We start from the raw sequence: 16,432 nt of genomic DNA, 5'->3' as shown, positions 1-16,432 counted from the left end.
TTCAGCTTTCGTAGACCGACAGCGACGAGCAGGCGCCGCACTTGCCGCAGCCGGCCTTGATGTCGCTGGACCGGAGATTGGCTTCGCCCAAGCTGCGGCCGAGCGGTTGCAGGATCGATTTCATGAACTCCGGCGAGGGCGCAGGATGGTCTTCCAGCGGCGTCCCGCTGATCGGCACGAAGGGCACCACGAAGGGATAGACGCCGAGCACCAGCAGGCGGTCGCAGATCTCCAGGATCGCTTCGCGCGTGTCGCCCAGCCCGGCCAGGATGTAGGTGCTGACCTGCCCCCGGCCGAACACGCCGACCGCCGCCTCGAAGGCGCTCATGTAGCGCGCGACCGGCACGCTGGCCTTGCCAGGCATCACGCGCTCGCGCACTTCGGGCGTCACCACTTCGAGGTGCATGCCCAGCGAGTCGATGCCCGCGGCCTTCATGCGATGGAACCACTGGTCGTCGTCGGGCGGCTCGCACTGGCCCTGGATCGGAATGTCCACCGCCGCCTTGATCGCGAAGGCGCTCTCGCAGAGGATCCGCGCGCCGCGGTCGGTGGCGTTCGGCGTTCCGGTGGTCAGCACCATGTGCTTGACGCCATCGAGCAGCACCGCGGCGCGCGCGACCTCGGCCAGCTGTTCGGGCGTCTTGCGCGCGATGGTCCGTCCCGCCGCGAGCGACTGGCCGATCGCACAGAACTTGCAGCTCTTCTTCCGGCTCTCGTAGCGGATGCAGGTCTGCAGCACGGTGGTGGCCAGCACGTCCGAGCCGTGCAGCGTCGCGATGTGCGAGTACGGCACGCCGTCGAAGGTCTGCATGGCATAGAAGCGCGGCTGCTTCGGAAAGCTGATGCGCGCGATCGGGATGCTGCCGCGCGTGAGGGTGCTGCGGCCTTCCGCATCCGGCGCCTGCGCCGTGAACGGCGAGTTCCACGCGCTCGAGGTGTGGACCGGCACCATGATCGTGTGGCCGTCGACTGTGACGGCCTTGTGGTCCGACGGCCCCGCGCCGCCGCGGCGGCTGGCCGCGCCGGCGCCCGGATCAGCCAGCCGCAAGCCGAAGGACTGCAGCTCGGTCATCAGTTGCCGGCTCGATGGGGTTTGGCTCGTGGTCATGGCGGGTGCTCCCGGTGTCGTTGGATGAAGTGCCCGATGCGGGCGTGCCGTGCATGGGCTGCGTGGTCGTGGCGGGGCGGTCGTTCAACGCCAGGCTAAGGAGCTCGGGCCGCGCGTAGTGGCCGACCGAATCCATCATTCGCTTGCGCTTGGCAATCAAGGCCATGTCGAGGTCGGCGATCACCATGCCCTCGCCCTCGGTGAGCGGCGGCGCCAGGTGCTTGCCTTCGGGCGAGACAATGGCCGTGTGGCAGCCGCCGCGCAGCGCCTTCTGCAGGCCTTCGTCGGGCGTGACGGCGCGGATCTGTTCGTCGGCCAACCAGCCCGTGGCATTGACCACGAAGCAGCCCGACTCCAGGGCGTGATGGCGGATCGTGACCTCCATCTGCTCCGCGAAGATCGGCCCGACCAGCGAGCCGGGGAACTGCGCGCAGTGGATCTCTTCGTGCTGCGCCATCAGGCTGTAGCGCGCCAGCGGGTTGTAGTGCTCCCAGCAGGCCAGCGCGCCGACGCGGCCGACCCGCGTGTCGACCACCTTGAGCCCGGCGCCGTCGCCCTGGCCCCAGATCATGCGTTCGTGGTACGTCGGCGTGATCTTGCGGCGCTTGAGCGCAAGGCGGCCGTCGGCGTCGAAGACGAGCTGCGTGTTGTAGAGGCTGCCGTGGTCGCGCTCGTTCACGCCCAGCACCACGACCACGCCGCGCGCCCTGGCCCGTTCGGCCACCGCGTCCGTCACCGGGCCTGGCACCACGACCGCCCGCTCCATCAGCCGCAGATGGGCCGGGCCCTGCTGTACCGGCGGCTGCACGAAGGAGAAGTACGGGTAGTAGGGCACGAAGGTCTCGGGGAAGACCGCGAGCTGCGCGCCTTTGGCCGCGGCTTCGTCGATGGCCTCGCAGACCTTGTTGACTGTGCCGTCGGGGTTCTCGAAATCGGGCGCGATCTGAATCGCAGCGGCCCGGACGATGCGTGGTGTCGACATGGCAGCGCCCCGGTTCACAGCGTCCAGGTGTCCAAAATAAAGGCGTTGGCCTTGCGATGCAGCAGGATGATGTCGAGCACGTCGAGCGGATTGATCGGCCTGATGCCCGGGATCAGCGCGCCTTCGCCATGGCCGTACAGCGCCTGCAGCGCGAAGCGGCAGGCGTAGACCTTGCCGCCCTCTTCCATGAACTTGGTGATCTGCTTGTTGAAGTTCTGGTGGCCCGGAAAAGCTTCGTCGCCGAGCGTCGGAAAGCCGCGCTGCACGCCCAGCGTGACGCCGGGGCCGTACAGCAGGATGGAAGTCTCGAAGCCCTTGCGCTTGAGGCGCGTGGCCTGCAGCAGGTTGACGAAGCCGATCGAGCCTTCGAAGGCGACCGTGTGGAAGGTGACGAGCGCTTTCTCGCCCGCTTCTGCCTTCACGTCTTGGAAGACTTTTTCTTCGTAGTCGACGAGGTGTTCGCCGGCGGCGTTCGCGGGTTTGAGGACTTTGGGCATGAGGTACTCCGGTAGAGGAAAAGACGTTGATCGGTGGGTTGCGCGCCCTTCGATTTCGCACGCTCTGTGCCACTGGCCGGCGGCCTGTTTGCGATCAAGTCGCGATCAACGAGAAGCGGTGCGGCCTGCGGCCCGGCAAAAAAATTCCGAGGCCCGCCAAAGGGCCGCCGGACGAGGTTCAGGTGGCCGCTTTTGCACTCGATTGAGGCACCCGCCATGCAATCAATGCACCCGATCAATGGACCTGCATGCACGCGATCAATGCATCCGGGCCAGAGAAGCCCGGCACGCTTCATGCGTCGAATGTGCTGCGCCCATGCAATCAACCCATGCGATCAACCACCCCATGAGCAAGACCACCCAGCAATGGCAAAAGCGCCTGGAGAGCAGCAACAAGCCGGCCTACCTGCTGCTGGCCGACCTGATCGCCGACGACATCCGCACCGGCCGCCTGATCGCGCGCGACAAGCTGCCCACGCTGCGCGACCTGGCGGCCGATCTGCATCTCAACTACACGACCGTTGCACGCGGCTATGCAGAGGCGCGCAAGCGCGGGCTGATCGATTCGCGCTCGGGCACCGGCACCTTCATCCGCGGCGGCAGCCCGAGCCTTCCGCTGCGCGGCGGTGGCGGCGCCGAAATGACGATGAACCTGCCGCCCGAGCCGCAGGATGCGGCGCTGTTGGAACGAATGAGCGAGAGCGCCGGCCGCGTCATGGCCGAAGCCGGCATGTACGAACTGCTGCGCTATCAGGACTTCGGCGGCACGGCGCGCGACCGCGAAGCCGGCATGCAGTGGATCCGGCCCCGCGTTCCCGATTGCCGGCTGGACCAGATCCTCGTGTGCCCCGGCATCCACAGCGTGCTCACCGCGCTGTTCTCGCAGCTCGCGCGACCGGGCGAGCTGATCTGCGTGGAAGCGCTGACCTACCCCGGCGTGAAGGCGATCGCGACCCAGCTCGGCATCCAGCTGCATGCCCTGCCGCTCGACGAGGAGGGGCCGATGGGCGAGTCCTTCGAGCATGCCTGCAAGACGCTGCGACCGAAGGCGCTGTACTGCAACCCCACGCTCAACAACCCGACCACGGCCACCATGTCGCGCGCACGCCGCGAGGCGCTGGCCGACATCGCGCTGCGCTACGCCATTCCGATCATCGAGGACGACGCCTACGCGATGCTGCCGCGGCAGGTGCCGCCCGCCATCGCCACCCTGGCGCCGGAACTGACCTACTACATCACCGGCTTCTCGAAGACCCTGGGCGCGGGCCTGCGCAGCGCCTACGTGCGCTCCCCCGGCGCGCGGCAGTCGCAGCGGCTGGCCGGCGCGATGCGCGCGACCACCGTGATGTCATCGCCCATCACGAACGCGCTGACCACGCTGTGGGTGGAAGACGGCACGGCCGACGCCATGCTGCAGGCCATCCGCGCCGAGTCCACCGTCCGGCAGGCCCTGGCCAGCCGGCACCTGGGCGCGCACGGCATCGCCGCGCAGAGCGAGGGCTTCCATCTGTGGCTGCCGCTTTCCTCCGCCTGGAGCCCGGTCGAGTTCGCTTCCTACCTGCGCACGCAGAACGTCGGCGTGGTCGCCAGCGCGGCCTTCTCCACCGACGGCACCCCGCCGGAGGCGGTGCGCATCTGCCTCGGCGGGCCGATGTCGCGGGAGGCGTGCGACCACGCGCTGCGCCTGATCGCCGACACGCTGGCCCATCCGCTGCATCCGCACGCCACGGTGATGTAGCGCCCTGTAGGCCAACGCCCACGTGCGCGCATTGCCTTCTCCGGCAGGGCGGGAGGGGGGCGACGGCTAACCTGCTTGCACATTCAGTTCCTCCTCCCGGCGCTACGGCGCCGTTGCACAGCGCCCAACGGGGCGCTGTTTTTTTGCTGGCTGCTCAGTGCGTCTGGCGGCGCAGCGCCTGCACGTCGGCATGCAGCGAAAGCGCCCAGGCGCGGCGATCGCGGCCCCAGGCAGGCTGGGGCTCGCCGAAGCGCACGATCGCCAGCAGCGGCGGCGCCTTCAGCACCTGCCACAGCGAGCTGGCCAAGTTGTCGTCGTCGATGTAGCGCGGCGCCTGGCTGGTTTCGCCGGTGGCGGCATCGGCAAAACGCAGCGCGATGGGCTGCACCGGCGCGCCCGAGGAGATGGCGGCCTGCAGCAGGTTGGCGTGGAAGGGCAGCACGCTGCTGCCGTCGCTGGTGGTGCCCTCGGGGAACACCGCGATCAGGTCGCCGTTCTTCAGCGCCTCGGTCATGTGGTGCACCACGCGCAGCGCATCGCGGCGGCGTTCGCGCTCGATATACAGAGAGCCGGCACCGTTCGACAGCGTGCCGATCAGCGGCCAGTACTGCACGTTCGCCTTGGAGACGAAACGCACGTGGCGCGCCGCGTGGATGGCGAGGATGTCGAGCCACGAGAGGTGGTTGCTCACCATCAGCACCGGCCCGTGGGTCGGCGGCGTGCCCTGCACCACGAGGCGGATGCCCATCAGGGTCAGCATGCGCTCGGCCCACTGCTGCACGCGCTGCTCGCGCTCCGCGGGCGAGAGCTTGTGGAATTGGCTGCGGATGGTCCACCAGCCGACATGCGCGTGAGCCAGGGCGCGCACCAGCTTCAGGAAGGCGGACAGGGCCTGCATCGCGCGGTGTTCCCCCGGTCAGCCGTGGACCAGCCGTCCGTCCACCAGCGTGAAGCGCGCCTGCCCGCGCAGCGCGTAGCCGCCGAAGGGCGTGTGCTTGCCCTGGCTGCGCAGCGCCTCGGGCCGTACCTGCCATTCGAGCGCGGGATCGACGACGCAGAGGTCGGCGGCCAGGCCCGGCGACAGCCGGCCCGCTTCCTCGACGCCGATCAGCTTTGCCGGCGCCGCGCTCACGACCTCGATCGCGCGCGCCAGTCCGGCGCCGCTCTGCTCGCCCCATTGCAAGGCCAGCGGCAGCAGCAGTTCGAGCCCCGTCGCGCCCGGCTCGCTTTCGGCGAAAGGCAGGGTCTTGGCATCGGCCTCCACCGGCGTGTGATCGGACACCAGCGCGTCGATAGTGCCGTCGGCCAGCCCGGCGGAAAGTGCATCGCGGTCGCGCTGCTGGCGCAGCGGCGGGTTGAGCCGCGCGCGGCTGTCGAAGTAGCCGATGTCGGTGTCGGCCAGGTGCAGCGAGTTGATGCTGACGTCGCAGCTGAGCGGCAGGCCTTCGGCCTTGGCGGCGCGCACCAGGGCCACGCCGGCCGCGCTCGACAGGCGGCACAGGTGCACGCGCGCGCCGGTGCTGCGCATGAGTTCGACGATGGTGAAGATCGCGATCGTTTCGGCCGCGACCGGCACGCCGGCCAAGCCGAGCCGCGTGGCGAGCGGGCCGCTGGCGGCCACGCCCTTGCCCAGGTCGCGGTCCTGCGGGCGCAGCCACACGGTGTAGCCGAAGGTGCTGGCGTAGAGCAACGCGCGCTGCAGCACCTGCGTGTTGCCCAGCGGGATGTCGGCCTGGCCGAAGCCGATGCAACCGGCCTCGGTGAGCTCGGCCATTTCGGTGAGCACTTCACCGGCGAGGCCGCGCGTGAGCGCGCCGAGCGGGAACAGGCGCGCGCTCTGCATCTTCTCGGCGCGGAACTTGAGCATCTCGACCAGGCCGGGCTCGTCGAGCACGGGGTCGGTGTCGGGCGGGCAGACCAGGCTGGTGACGCCGCCGGCCACCGCCGCGGCCATCTCGCTTTCGAGCATGCCTTCGTGCTCGTAGCCGGGTTCGCGCAGCCGCGCGGCCAGGTCGACCAGGCCGGGCACGACGAGGCAGCCCTGGGCATCGAGCGTGCGGTCGGCGCGGAAGTCGGCGGGTGTGCTGCCGATGGCGAGCACCTTGCCGTCGGCGATGGCCACGTCGGCCTGGCGGTCGATGCCCGACGCAGGATCGATGACGCGCCCATTGGTGATCAGGATTTTCATGCTTCGTTTCCGGCGACGATGCTCATCACGGCCATGCGCACCGCGATGCCGAATGTGACCTGCGGCAGGATCACGCTCTGCCGGCCGTCGACCACGGCCGAGTCGATCTCGACGCCGCGGTTGATCGGCCCCGGATGCATCACGATCGCATCGGGCTTGGCGAGCTGCAGCTTCTCGGGCGTGAGGCCGTAGGTCTTGAAGAATTCCTGCGACGAAGGCAGCAGCGCGCCGCTCATGCGCTCGTTCTGCAGCCGCAGCATGATGATCACGTCGCAGTCCTTGATGCCTTCCTCGAGCGTGTGGCACACGCGCACGCCCATCTGCGCCATGTCGCCCGGCACCAGCGTCTTGGGGCCGACCACGCGCACCTCGGCGCAGCCCAGCGTGGTGAGGCCGTGGATGTCGGAGCGCGCCACGCGCGAGTGCAGCACGTCACCGACGATCGCCACCGTGAGGTTGGAAAAGTCCTTCTTGTAGTGGCGGATCGTGTACATGTCGAGCAGCCCCTGCGTCGGGTGCGCGTGGCGGCCGTCGCCGGCATTCACCACGTGCACGTGCGGGGCGACATGTTGCGCGATCAGGTAGGGCGCACCCGATTCGCTGTGGCGCACCACGAACAGGTCGGCCGCCATCGCGCTCAGGTTGGCGATGGTGTCGAGCAGCGATTCGCCCTTGGTCGCCGACGAGCGCGCGATGTCGAGGTTGATGACGTCGGCCGACAGCCGCTTGGCCGCGATCTCGAAGGTAGTGCGGGTGCGGGTCGAGTTCTCGAAGAAGAGGTTGAACACGCTCTTGCCGCGCAGTAGCGGCACCTTCTTCACCTCGCGGTCGCTCACGCTGGTGAAGTTGGCGGCGGTGTCGAGGATGTGGGTGACGATGTCCTTCGGCAGACCCTCGATCGAGAGCAGGTGGATCAGCTCGCCGTTCTTGTTGAGTTGGGGGTTGCGTTTATAGAGCATCAGGCTTTTTCCACTTTGAAGCTGAATACGCCTTTGTCGTCATGCGCGAGGGCGAGCGATTGCTCGGCGGGTAGCTCGAGCTTGGCCGCGGCGAAGTCGGCCGCCACCGGCAGCTCGCGCCCGCCGCGGTCGACCAGCACCGCCAGCCGCACGCAGGCTGGCCGGCCGAAGTCGAACAGCTCGTTGAGCACCGCGCGCAGGGTGCGGCCGGTGTAGAGCACGTCGTCGAGCAGCAGCACGTCGGCGCCATTGACGTCGAAGGGCAGATGGGTCTGCGCGCTCGCGGCCAGGCCCCGGCGCGCGAAGTCGTCGCGGTGCATGGCCGAGGAGATGGTGCCGGGCGCGCCCGGCAGCCCCAAGTCCTTCTGCAGCCGCTCGACCAGCCAGGCACCGCCGGAGGTGATGCCGACCGGGCGGGTGTCGGGCCGCATCAGGGATTTCACGCCGCGCAGCAGCTCGAGGTAGAGCGCTTCGGCGTCGGGAATGGAGTTCACGGAAGGCTCCTCAGGAACTGTTCAAGAATGATGCAGGCCGACGCGGCATCGGCATCGCGCGCACCCGAGGCCAGCGCCTCGGTTGTGCTGTAGCGCTCGTCGACCTCGTAGACGGGCAGCCCGAAGCGGCCTCTCAGCTGGCGGGCGAAGCGCTGGGCGGCCCGGGTGTTGTCGTGCGGCGCGCCGTCGGGGTGGTAGGGAACGCCGACCACCAGAGCGTCGGGCTGCCACTCGCGGATGCGGGCTTCGACCTGGGCAAAGCGTGCGTCGCCCTCGGCCTTGATGGTGGCTTGCGGCGTGGCGCTCTTCAACAGCCGGTTGCCGCTCGCGACACCGGTGCGCTTCTGCCCGAAGTCGAAGGCCAGGAAGCTTTGGAAATGGGAGGGAACGGAAGCAGGAGGGGCAGCGCTGTCAGGCATCGCCAAAACCCTCACGCATGCCCCGCGTCGGGCGACAGCGTCCAGGCCTCGAGGCCCAGCAGCGACAGGGCCCGGTCGTAGCGCTGCTCGATCGGCGTGTCGAAGATCACCGCCGGGTCGGCAACCACCGTGAGCCAGCTGTTCTCGGCCAGTTCGGATTCGAGCTGGCCCTCGCCCCAGGCCGCGTAGCCGAGCGAGACCAGCACCTTGCGCGGGCCGGCGCCGGTGGCCAAGGCCTCCAGCACGTCCTTGGAAGTGGTCATCTCCAGCCCGCCAGGAATGGTCATGGTCGAGGCGTAGACGGATTCGTTGGGCCTCTCGGCATCGGAGAACACCGGCTCATGCAGCACGAAGCCGCGCTCGGTCTGCACCGGGCCGCCCTGGAACACGGGCGCGCTGCCGAGCTCGGGGCGCGAGAGGTGGAGCTCGATCTTCTCGAACAGCACCTTGAGATTGATGTCGCTGGGCTTGTTGATCACCAGGCCGAGCGCGCCGCGCTCGCTGTGTTCGCAGAGGTAGACCACGCTGCGGCTGAAGGCCTTGTCTTCCAGCCCCGGCATCGCAATCAGGAAGTGATGCGTGAGGTTCATCGGGGCAGAATCGGAGGCCATGCCGCCGATTTTACTGGCCGTCGACAAAAGCTATCCCAAGGGCCTGATGTGGTTCCGCCGCGACCTCCGGGTGGACGACAACGCGGCGCTCTACCACGCGCTGCGCAATTGCCGGCAAGTGGTCTGCGTGTTTGTCTTCGACCGCGCGATCCTCGATGCGCTGCCGCGCGTGGACCGGCGCGTGGAATTCATCCGCGAATCGCTGGTCGAGCTCGATGCCGAGCTGCGCGCGCTGGGCGGCGGGCTGATCGTGCGCCACGCGGTGGCCGAGGACGAAATCGCGCCGCTGGCGCGCGCGCTGGATGTGCAGGCCGTGTTCGCGAACCGCGACGACGAGCCCGACGCCCTCGCGCGCGACGCCAAGGTTTTCGGCGCGCTCGCCAATGCCGGCATCGCCTTCCACACCCACAAGGACCAGGCCGTCTTCGAACGCGACGAGCTGCTGACCCAGACCGGCCAGCCTTACACGGTATTCACGCCCTACAGGCGCGCCTGGCTGGCCAAGGTCGATGCCTTCTATCTGAAGCCCTACCCCGTGCGCGGCTACGCCGATGCGCTCGCGCCCGCGCCAGAGAAATTCAGCGCGCCGGTGCCGACACTGGCGGAGATCGGCTTCGAGCCCAGCAATCTGGCCGAGCTCGACATCCCGACCGGCAGCCAGGGCGCCGCCGCACTGGTGGGCGACTTCTTCCAGCGCATCGACCGCTACGACACGGCGCGCGACTACCCCGCGGTGCGCGGCCCCAGCTACCTGGGCGTCCACCTGCGCTTCGGCACGGTCTCGATCCGGCAGCTCGCGGGCATGGCGCACCAGCTCTCGCAGCAGGGCGGCGCGGGCGCCGCGACCTGGCTCGGCGAGCTGATCTGGCGCGACTTCTATTTCCAGATCCTGGCCCACCATCCGCATGTGGCCGAGGGCGGCGAGTCGCGCAGCTTCAGGCCGGAGTACGACAAGATCCAGTGGCATCACGGCAAGCACGCCGACCTGCTGTTCGACGCCTGGTGCCAGGGCCAGACCGGCTACCCGCTGGTCGACGCCGCGATGGCGCAAATCAACCAGAGCGGCTACATGCACAACCGGCTGCGCATGGTGGCGGCCAGCTTTCTGTGCAAGGACCTCGGGCTGGACTGGCGGCGCGGTGAGCGCTACTTCGCGCTGCACCTCAACGACTTCGAGCTGTCGTCGAACAACGGCGGCTGGCAGTGGGCGAGCTCCAGCGGCTGCGATGCGCAGCCCTACTTCCGGATCTTCAATCCCGTGACGCAAAGCGAGCGCTTCGACCCCGAAGGCAAGTTCATCCGCCGCTACCTGCCGCAGCTCGCGAAGCTGCCCAACGCGGCGATCCACGCGCCATGGACCGCCAAGCCGCTGGAGCTGGAAGCGGCCGGGGTGAAGCTGGGCGAGAACTATCCGAAGCCGATCGTCGACCACGCCGAAGCGCGGGAGCGGACGCTGCAGCGCTATGGGGTGGTGCGCCAGGCGCTCGACAAGAGAAAGGGCAGCGCCTGAGGGCCCTGCCCCATCCGGCTCAAGCCGCCATCGCCACCGGCACCTCGGCGCTGGTGTAGCTGCGCACCAGCCGCAGCAGCTCTTCTTCGGAGTAGGGCTTGCCGAGGTAGTGGTTGACGCCCAGCGCACGCGCGTGATCGCGGTGCTTCTCGGCGATGCGCGAGGTGATCATGATGATCGGCAGGCCGGCCAGCGACTCGTCGGCGCGGATGTTGCGCGCGAGGTCGAAGCCGTCCATGCGCGGCATCTCGATGTCGGACAGCACCACGGCCGGCCGTTCCTGCTGCAGGCGTTCGAGCGCCTGCAGGCCGTCGGCCGCCAGCGACACGCGGTAGCCTTCGCGCTGCAGCAAGCGCTGCGTGACGCGCCGCACCGTGATCGAGTCGTCGACCACCAGCACCAGCGGAATCTGCGGCGCCGGCTGGGGCAGCGCGGGTTCTGCGCTGCGCACGCCCTGCGACGACGACGCCGCCGCTGCGCCCTTGGCCTGAAGCTGGCGCGCTTTCTCGCCATGCACCGCGGCCAGCGCGACGGGGTTGTAGATCATCGCCACCGCACCGGAAGCCAGCACCGAGATGCCAGCCATGCCCGGCAGCCGCGAGAGCTGCGGCCCGAGGTTCTTGACCACGACTTCCTGGTTGCCCAGCACTTCGTCGACGTGCAGCGCCACGCGCTGCTGCGCGCTGCGCACCATGACGATGGTGTTGGTCTTGCCGATTGCGCGGTCGCTGCGCGCCGAGGACTGCAGCAATGCGCCGGCCCAGAAGAAAGGCACCTGCTCGCCGGCGAAGGCATAGCGCTGGTTGAGGTATGCGGTTTCGAGTTCGGAGCCGCTGGCGCGCTGAACCAGTTCCACCAGGTTGGACGGCACGCCGATCGAGGTGGCGCCGGTGCGCAGCATGACCACGTGGGTCACGGCGGTGGTCAGCGGCAGCACGAGCTTGAAGCTGGTGCCCTCGCCCGCCTTGCTCTGGGTTTCGATGCGGCCGCCGAGCGCCGCGATCTGCGCGCGCACCACGTCCATGCCGATACCACGGCCGGCCAGCTCCGACACCTGCTCGGCTGTCGAGAAGCCGGGCTGGAAGATCAGTTCGGCGGCCTCGTCTTCGCTGAGCTTCTGGCCTTGGGCGATCAGACCCAGGGACTGCGCGCGCTCGACGATGCGCTTGTGGTTGAGGCCCGCGCCGTCGTCGCGGAAGCTCACCGAGACGTCGTTGCCCTCGTGGTGCAGTTCGATGACGATCAGGCCGCTGGCATCCTTGCCGGCCTTCTCGCGCGCCGCCACGTCCTCGATGCCGTGCGCGACGCAGTTGCGCAGCAGATGCTCGAAGGCGGGCGTCATGCGGTCCAGCACGCCCCGGTCCATCTCGATCGAGCCGCCGACGATGTCCAGGCGCACCTGCTTGCCGGTGTCCTTGGAGGCCTGCCGCACCACGCGATAGAGACGCTCGGAAATGCCTTCGAACTCCACCATGCGCGTGCGCAGCAGCCCGCGCTGGAGTTCGCGCGTCTGGCGCGCCTGCGCGCTGAGGTCGTCTTCGGTCGCCTGCACGGTCTTCTGGAGCGTGCGCTGGACGGTCGCCACGTCGTTGACCGACTCGGCCATCATGCGCGTGAGTTCCTGCACGCGCGTGAAGCGGTCGAACTCGAGCGGGTCGAAGCCCTGCTGCGAGTCCTTGGCCTGCGCGAGGCGCGATTGCATCTGGCTTTCGGCCTGGACCTCGATGTCGCGCAGCTGCTGGCGCAGGCGGTCCAGGTTGCCGGTGAGGTCGCCCAGCGAGCTGCGCAACTGGCCCAGTTCGGCCTCGAGCCGCGAGCGCGTGATGATGACCTCGCCGGCCTGTGCCACCAGGCGGTCGAGCAGGTGGGTGCGAATGCGCACCGCCTGGCTCGAGATGTTGCGCAGCGGCGTGAGCGCGGACGGCGAGGGCAGCGCCACCGCGCGGCGCGCTGTATCGGCCTCGGCGACGGGTGCCGGCTCGGGCGTGCCTGCCTTCGGCTCGGCCGTGTCGGCTCGCGCTTCTGCTGCGGCCGATACGGCGGGCGCTGCCGGAGCGGCAGCGACCACCCGCTGCACCAGCTCGGTCTGGATGGCGTCGTCGGCGGCACGCAGCCCGTCGAAGGTGGCCTGCAGCGTGTCGAAGCGGGTCAGCAAGTGCTCGATCGCCTGGCGGTCCGCACCCTCGGCGCTGATCGCCTCGATCTCGGATTCCATGCGGTGGGCACGTTCGCCCAGTCGCATGGCGCCGGCCAGCCGGGCACTGCCCTTGAGCGTGTGCAAGGTGCGCAGCGTGGAGGCGCGGGGCGCCGGATCGTCGGGATGCTGCGACCACTCGCGCAATGCCGTGCCGAGCTGAGGCAGCAGTTCGGCCGCCTCTTCCTCGAAGATCGGGAACAGGTCGACGTCGATCACGTCGGTGACGTCGATCGCGTCCTCGGAATCGTCGAGCGCCACATCGGCCACGGCGAAGCGCAACGAGGCTGCGGACCCGATCGCCGCTTCGCCCATGTCGAGCGGCATCGGCGAGGCGGCGACATCGCGCAGCGCGCGCATGGTTTCTTGGGCGGGCTCGTGCAGGAAGCCGGCGGCGAACTGGTGCAGCAGGCGCCGCAACTCTTCGGCCGCCGTCACCAGCACGGCGCCCTGCGCCGGCGTGCCGCGGCCCTGCATGTGCAGATGCTGCAGCGCCGCCTCGATCGAGCGCGCCATGTCCGACAGGCCCTGGAAGCCCACGGTCGCGGAACTGCCGGCGAGCGAATGGGCGAGCCCGATGGTCGAGTCCGACACGCGTTCGTGCGATTCGAGCGCCCACTCGCCGACCTCGATGGCCAGCTGGCGCGACCATTCGTCGGCTTCGTTGAGATAGACGTTGTAGAGCGCGATGCCGATGCGAAGCGGGCCGATCACCTTGACCTGGTCGTCGGCGCTCGGTGCGGCCGGACGCTCGGGCTCGGCTTCGGGCCCTGCGCTTGCCGCAACCGCCTCGGGTTCTGCTTGCAGCGCTTGCGGCAGTTCTTCCAGCGCCTCCTCGGCGAGCGCCGGGGCTTCGGGCTCCGGCATGGCTTCAGGCTCGACGTGCAGCGCCTGTGCCGGCTCCGGCGTCGGCTCGGGTTCCGCCACGGGGGCCGGGATCGAGGCAGGAGCCTCGAAGACGGGCTCGGCCGGCAGCGCCAGCGCCGGCTCGATCGAGACGTGCGCGGTTTCGAGGAAGTCGATTTCTTCGAGCTCGGCCGGCGGCACGGGCTCTTCCAGCGCAGGGGCCGGCTTGGCTTCGAAATCGAGGAAATCGGTCGAAGCGAAGTCGTCGGCGGAGGCGGTGGCGGAAGGAGGCACCGGCTCCGGTGCGGCCTCGCTCGGCGCCTCGAAAGCCATCGGCGCCATGTCGAGTTCGAGCTCGGGCAGTTCCGGCAGGGGCAGCGGTTCGGGCTGCGCGTCGGGCGCAGCCTTGGCCTCGGCCATCGTTTCTTCGGCCGCGATGTGGCGCGCCGCTGCCACCAGGGCTTCGGCATCGGCCACGCGCGCCGGCGGCGCGATCGGCTCACCCGTGCGCAAGGCTTCCGCCACGCTGCGGAAGGGTGCGGATTGCCAGCCGTGCGGCTCGTTGGCAGCGATGGCTTCGACCCACTTGGCGAAGTCCGTCAGTGCGCGCTTGGTGCCGGCAAGCAATTCGGGCGTAGCCGGACGCTGGTCGGCCAGCCAGGTGTTGAGCACCTGCTCGAAGGACCAGGCAGCCTCGCCGAAATCCATCAGCCCGACCATGCGCGAGCTGCCCTTGAGGGTGTGGAAGGCGCGCCGCAGCACGGTCAGCTCGCCGTTGTCGTCCGGCTGCGCGCCGAGCGCCGACACGGCAGCCAGGCCGTTGTGCAACACCTCGCGGGCCTCGTCGAGGAAGATGTTCTGGAGATCGTCTTCCTCGAGCTCCGTCACTTCGGTGTCGGGCAGGGCCTCCAGCGGTGCGGGGCCGGTGATCTTGGCGGTCCAGCTCGCGGTGGCCTTGCTGAATTCCTCGATCGGCGAAGGCGCCTTGCGGGTCGGGCCGGCCAGCGCGGCGAGCTTGGCCGCGATCTGCGCATCGACTTCCTCGACGCTCAGCACGGTGTCGGTGACCGAGACCGGTCCCGATGCGGAGGCAAAGGAAACCGGCGCCGTCGCTTCGGGCTCGGCGGTGTCGTTGGCCTGGCGGCCCATCAGCGGCTTGAGCTCGCCGGCTTCGCCGTCGAACACGAACAGGCGCTTGGCCAGCGCCGGCTGGTAGCCGAGCATGTCGATCAGGAAGCCCAGCGCGCCGAGGTTGTTGCCGAGCGCATCGAAATCGCTGGCTTCGGTGGCGGCGGCTTCCTCGGCCAGCAGTTGGTCGACGTTCTCGCGCATGCGCTGCACGGTCTGCGCGGCCTGGTCGAGGCCGAGCACCGAGAACACGCCGCGCATCTGCAGCAGCTGGGTCGGTACCGTACGCAGCACGCTCTTGTCGGCCGGGCGGCGGAAGAACTGGTCGAGCGACTTCTCGAGTTCGCTCAGGTGGGCGCGCAGTTCGCCGACCACCGTGCCCATGGTCTGGCGGTCGCTCACGCGGCGATAGAGCTCCTCCATCCACGGCTCGAGCGGTTCCGAACGGCCGCCTTCGCGCACGCGTTCGATGCGGCCGGCCAGTTGCACCGTGCGGGCCGTCAATTGCCGGTCGTGCGGATCGAGATCTTCGAAGGCGGCTTCGAGATAGAGGACCGAGGTCGCGACTTCCATCGCCAGCTCGGTGGCCGGCGGCTTGCCCGAACGCAGCGAGGCGTCGACCGCATTGTTCAGGGCCTGCACCATCGGCAGGCTCGGCGGATGCAGCTTCTGCAGCGATTCGCCGAGCTGGGCGAAGGTGTCGGCCACCTGCCGCGTGCGCGAAACGTCGCCGCCCGAGAGCGCCGACCACATTTCCTTGGCGGCCTCGATGCGCTTGCGTGCCTGCGCGAGTACCAGCGGGTCGAAGCGGCCGAATTGTTCGATCGCGTAGTCGACCTTCTGCTCGTTGGCCACGCCCCAGGCGACGCGCACCGCGCGCAGCGTGGCGGCTTCGTCGCGCGGGCCGGGCACGGCTTGCGCGCAGAAGAACAGCAGGTCCTGGCCGAGGCGGTCCGACACCGTGTTGTCACCGCGCGCCAGGGTGGCGTACTGCAGCAGCACGCGCGAGGCCGCGCGCTTCACATGGGCATCGGTCGGAATCAGCGACAGCGCCAGGGCTTCGAAGAAGCCGGCCGCGAGGGTCCAGAAACTGGCGACGCGCGGCACCGAGGCGCCGCGCCCCAGGCCCAGGCACAAGGCCTGAAGGCGCCGCGCGGCATGGTCGTCGCCGCTCTTGACGATCTTGAGCACTTCGCGGTCGAGCTTGGAGCGGACCGCCGGGTCGTACACCAGCGCGGTCTGCGTCGGCGCCGGCTTGATCTCGACCCAGCGCCAGCTCATGCTCCACAGGTCGGCCGGGTGGACGCGTTCGTTGCCGACCAGTTCCAGCACGTCGCGGTACTGGGGGAACAGCGCGACCGAGGACACGGTCTTGCCCGCCAGCAGCGCATTGAGGAAATCGGTGGCGGCGAAGCCCGCGCGGTCGATCTTGTGGACGGCGGCTTCGGTGCAGCGCGCCGGCTCCGTGATGAAGCTCTGGACCGCGAACTCCATCGCGCCCAGCACCAGCGCCGGCGCCGTATGGCCCACCATCTGCAGCGCACCGACGGCTTGGTGCAGCTGCTGCCGCGCCAAGCGCAGCGGCGTGGTGTCGGTCTCCGGGGCGCTGCCGGCCTCGCGGGCAAAGCGCCGCAGCGTCTTGCTGACGTTGTCGAGCGACTTCTGAATTTCTCCGAGCACCCAGGCCAGCGGCCCGAGATCTTCGGTGGCTGGCGCGTTGCCAGCTACTGGGGCGGTGGCAGGGCTTTGAATCGACAC

At 69.1% G+C, this 16,432-nt stretch carries 12 protein-coding genes; 2 read left to right on the top strand and 10 right to left on the bottom strand.

All coding sequences use genetic code 11. The features are described from left to right. Position 1: 1 nt before the first annotated feature. Genes BLS74_RS23540 through BLS74_RS23530 form a run of 3 tightly spaced genes read right to left on the bottom strand, consistent with a single transcriptional unit; the run spans position 2 to position 2,587 of the window. On the bottom strand, positions 2-1,072 hold the full coding sequence (locus tag BLS74_RS23540; protein ID WP_093109568.1) for an MSMEG_0568 family radical SAM protein: 1,071 nt from the start codon (positions 1,070-1,072) through the stop codon (positions 2-4). After that, entirely contained in the window at positions 1,035-2,090 is a 1,056-nt protein-coding gene (locus tag BLS74_RS23535) for a Nit6803 family nitrilase (protein ID WP_093109567.1), read from the bottom strand. The genes BLS74_RS23540 and BLS74_RS23535 overlap by 38 nt, the downstream gene beginning before the upstream one ends. 14 nt (positions 2,091-2,104) lie before the next feature. Continuing rightward, the gene (locus BLS74_RS23530; RefSeq protein ID WP_093109566.1) at positions 2,105-2,587 is read right to left on the bottom strand and encodes an MSMEG_0572/Sll0783 family nitrogen starvation response protein; all 483 of its coding nucleotides are present in this window, start codon (positions 2,585-2,587) and stop codon (positions 2,105-2,107) included. Between the two features lie 346 nt (positions 2,588-2,933). On the opposite strand from BLS74_RS23530, the gene BLS74_RS23525 reads away from it, so the two are divergent. Beyond that, entirely contained in the window at positions 2,934-4,325 is a 1,392-nt protein-coding gene (locus tag BLS74_RS23525; protein WP_093109565.1) for an aminotransferase-like domain-containing protein, read from the top strand. Between the two features lie 154 nt (positions 4,326-4,479). Here BLS74_RS23525 and BLS74_RS23520 read toward each other — a convergent pair whose 3' ends face one another. Genes BLS74_RS23520 through BLS74_RS23495 form a run of 6 tightly spaced genes read right to left on the bottom strand, consistent with a single transcriptional unit; the run spans position 4,480 to position 8,996 of the window. Next, a complete protein-coding gene (locus tag BLS74_RS23520) occupies positions 4,480-5,223 on the bottom strand; it encodes a lysophospholipid acyltransferase family protein (protein ID WP_093109564.1) in 744 nt (247 codons plus the stop codon). A gap of 18 nt (positions 5,224-5,241) precedes the next feature. Continuing rightward, the gene (locus BLS74_RS23515; protein WP_093109563.1) at positions 5,242-6,513 is read right to left on the bottom strand and encodes a dihydroorotase; all 1,272 of its coding nucleotides are present in this window, start codon (positions 6,511-6,513) and stop codon (positions 5,242-5,244) included. Beyond that, a complete protein-coding gene (locus tag BLS74_RS23510) occupies positions 6,510-7,472 on the bottom strand; it encodes an aspartate carbamoyltransferase catalytic subunit (protein WP_093109562.1) in 963 nt (320 codons plus the stop codon). Before BLS74_RS23510 ends, BLS74_RS23515 begins: the two co-directional genes overlap by 4 nt. Beyond that, positions 7,472-7,966 carry a bifunctional pyr operon transcriptional regulator/uracil phosphoribosyltransferase PyrR gene (gene pyrR / locus BLS74_RS23505; RefSeq protein ID WP_093109561.1) on the bottom strand — a complete coding sequence of 165 codons (495 nt, stop codon included), beginning with the start codon at positions 7,964-7,966 and terminating at the stop codon, positions 7,472-7,474. The genes BLS74_RS23510 and pyrR overlap by 1 nt, the downstream gene beginning before the upstream one ends. After that, positions 7,963-8,385: a Holliday junction resolvase RuvX gene (gene ruvX / locus BLS74_RS23500; RefSeq protein WP_093109607.1), complete on the bottom strand. Its 423-nt coding sequence runs from the start codon at positions 8,383-8,385 to the stop codon at positions 7,963-7,965. Before ruvX ends, pyrR begins: the two co-directional genes overlap by 4 nt. Positions 8,386-8,396: 11 nt before the next feature. Next, positions 8,397-8,996 carry a YqgE/AlgH family protein gene (locus BLS74_RS23495; RefSeq protein ID WP_093109560.1) on the bottom strand — a complete coding sequence of 200 codons (600 nt, stop codon included), beginning with the start codon at positions 8,994-8,996 and terminating at the stop codon, positions 8,397-8,399. Between BLS74_RS23495 and BLS74_RS23490 the strand changes: the two genes are divergently transcribed. Further along, the gene (locus BLS74_RS23490) at positions 8,995-10,506 is read left to right on the top strand and encodes a cryptochrome/photolyase family protein (protein ID WP_093109606.1); all 1,512 of its coding nucleotides are present in this window, start codon (positions 8,995-8,997) and stop codon (positions 10,504-10,506) included. The genes BLS74_RS23495 and BLS74_RS23490 overlap by 2 nt on opposite strands. 19 nt (positions 10,507-10,525) lie before the next feature. Here the strand turns inward: BLS74_RS23490 and BLS74_RS23485 are convergent, their stop codons facing one another. Then, positions 10,526-16,432 (bottom strand): Hpt domain-containing protein, encoded by a 5,907-nt coding sequence (locus BLS74_RS23485; protein ID WP_093109559.1) that lies wholly within the window; start codon positions 16,430-16,432, stop codon positions 10,526-10,528.

This window comes from Variovorax sp. CF079, assembly GCF_900101545.1.
Lineage (GTDB): Bacteria > Pseudomonadota > Gammaproteobacteria > Burkholderiales > Burkholderiaceae_C > Variovorax.
The sequence above is the reverse complement of the archived record's forward strand: the minus strand, read 5'-3'. Positions and strand labels throughout refer to the sequence as shown.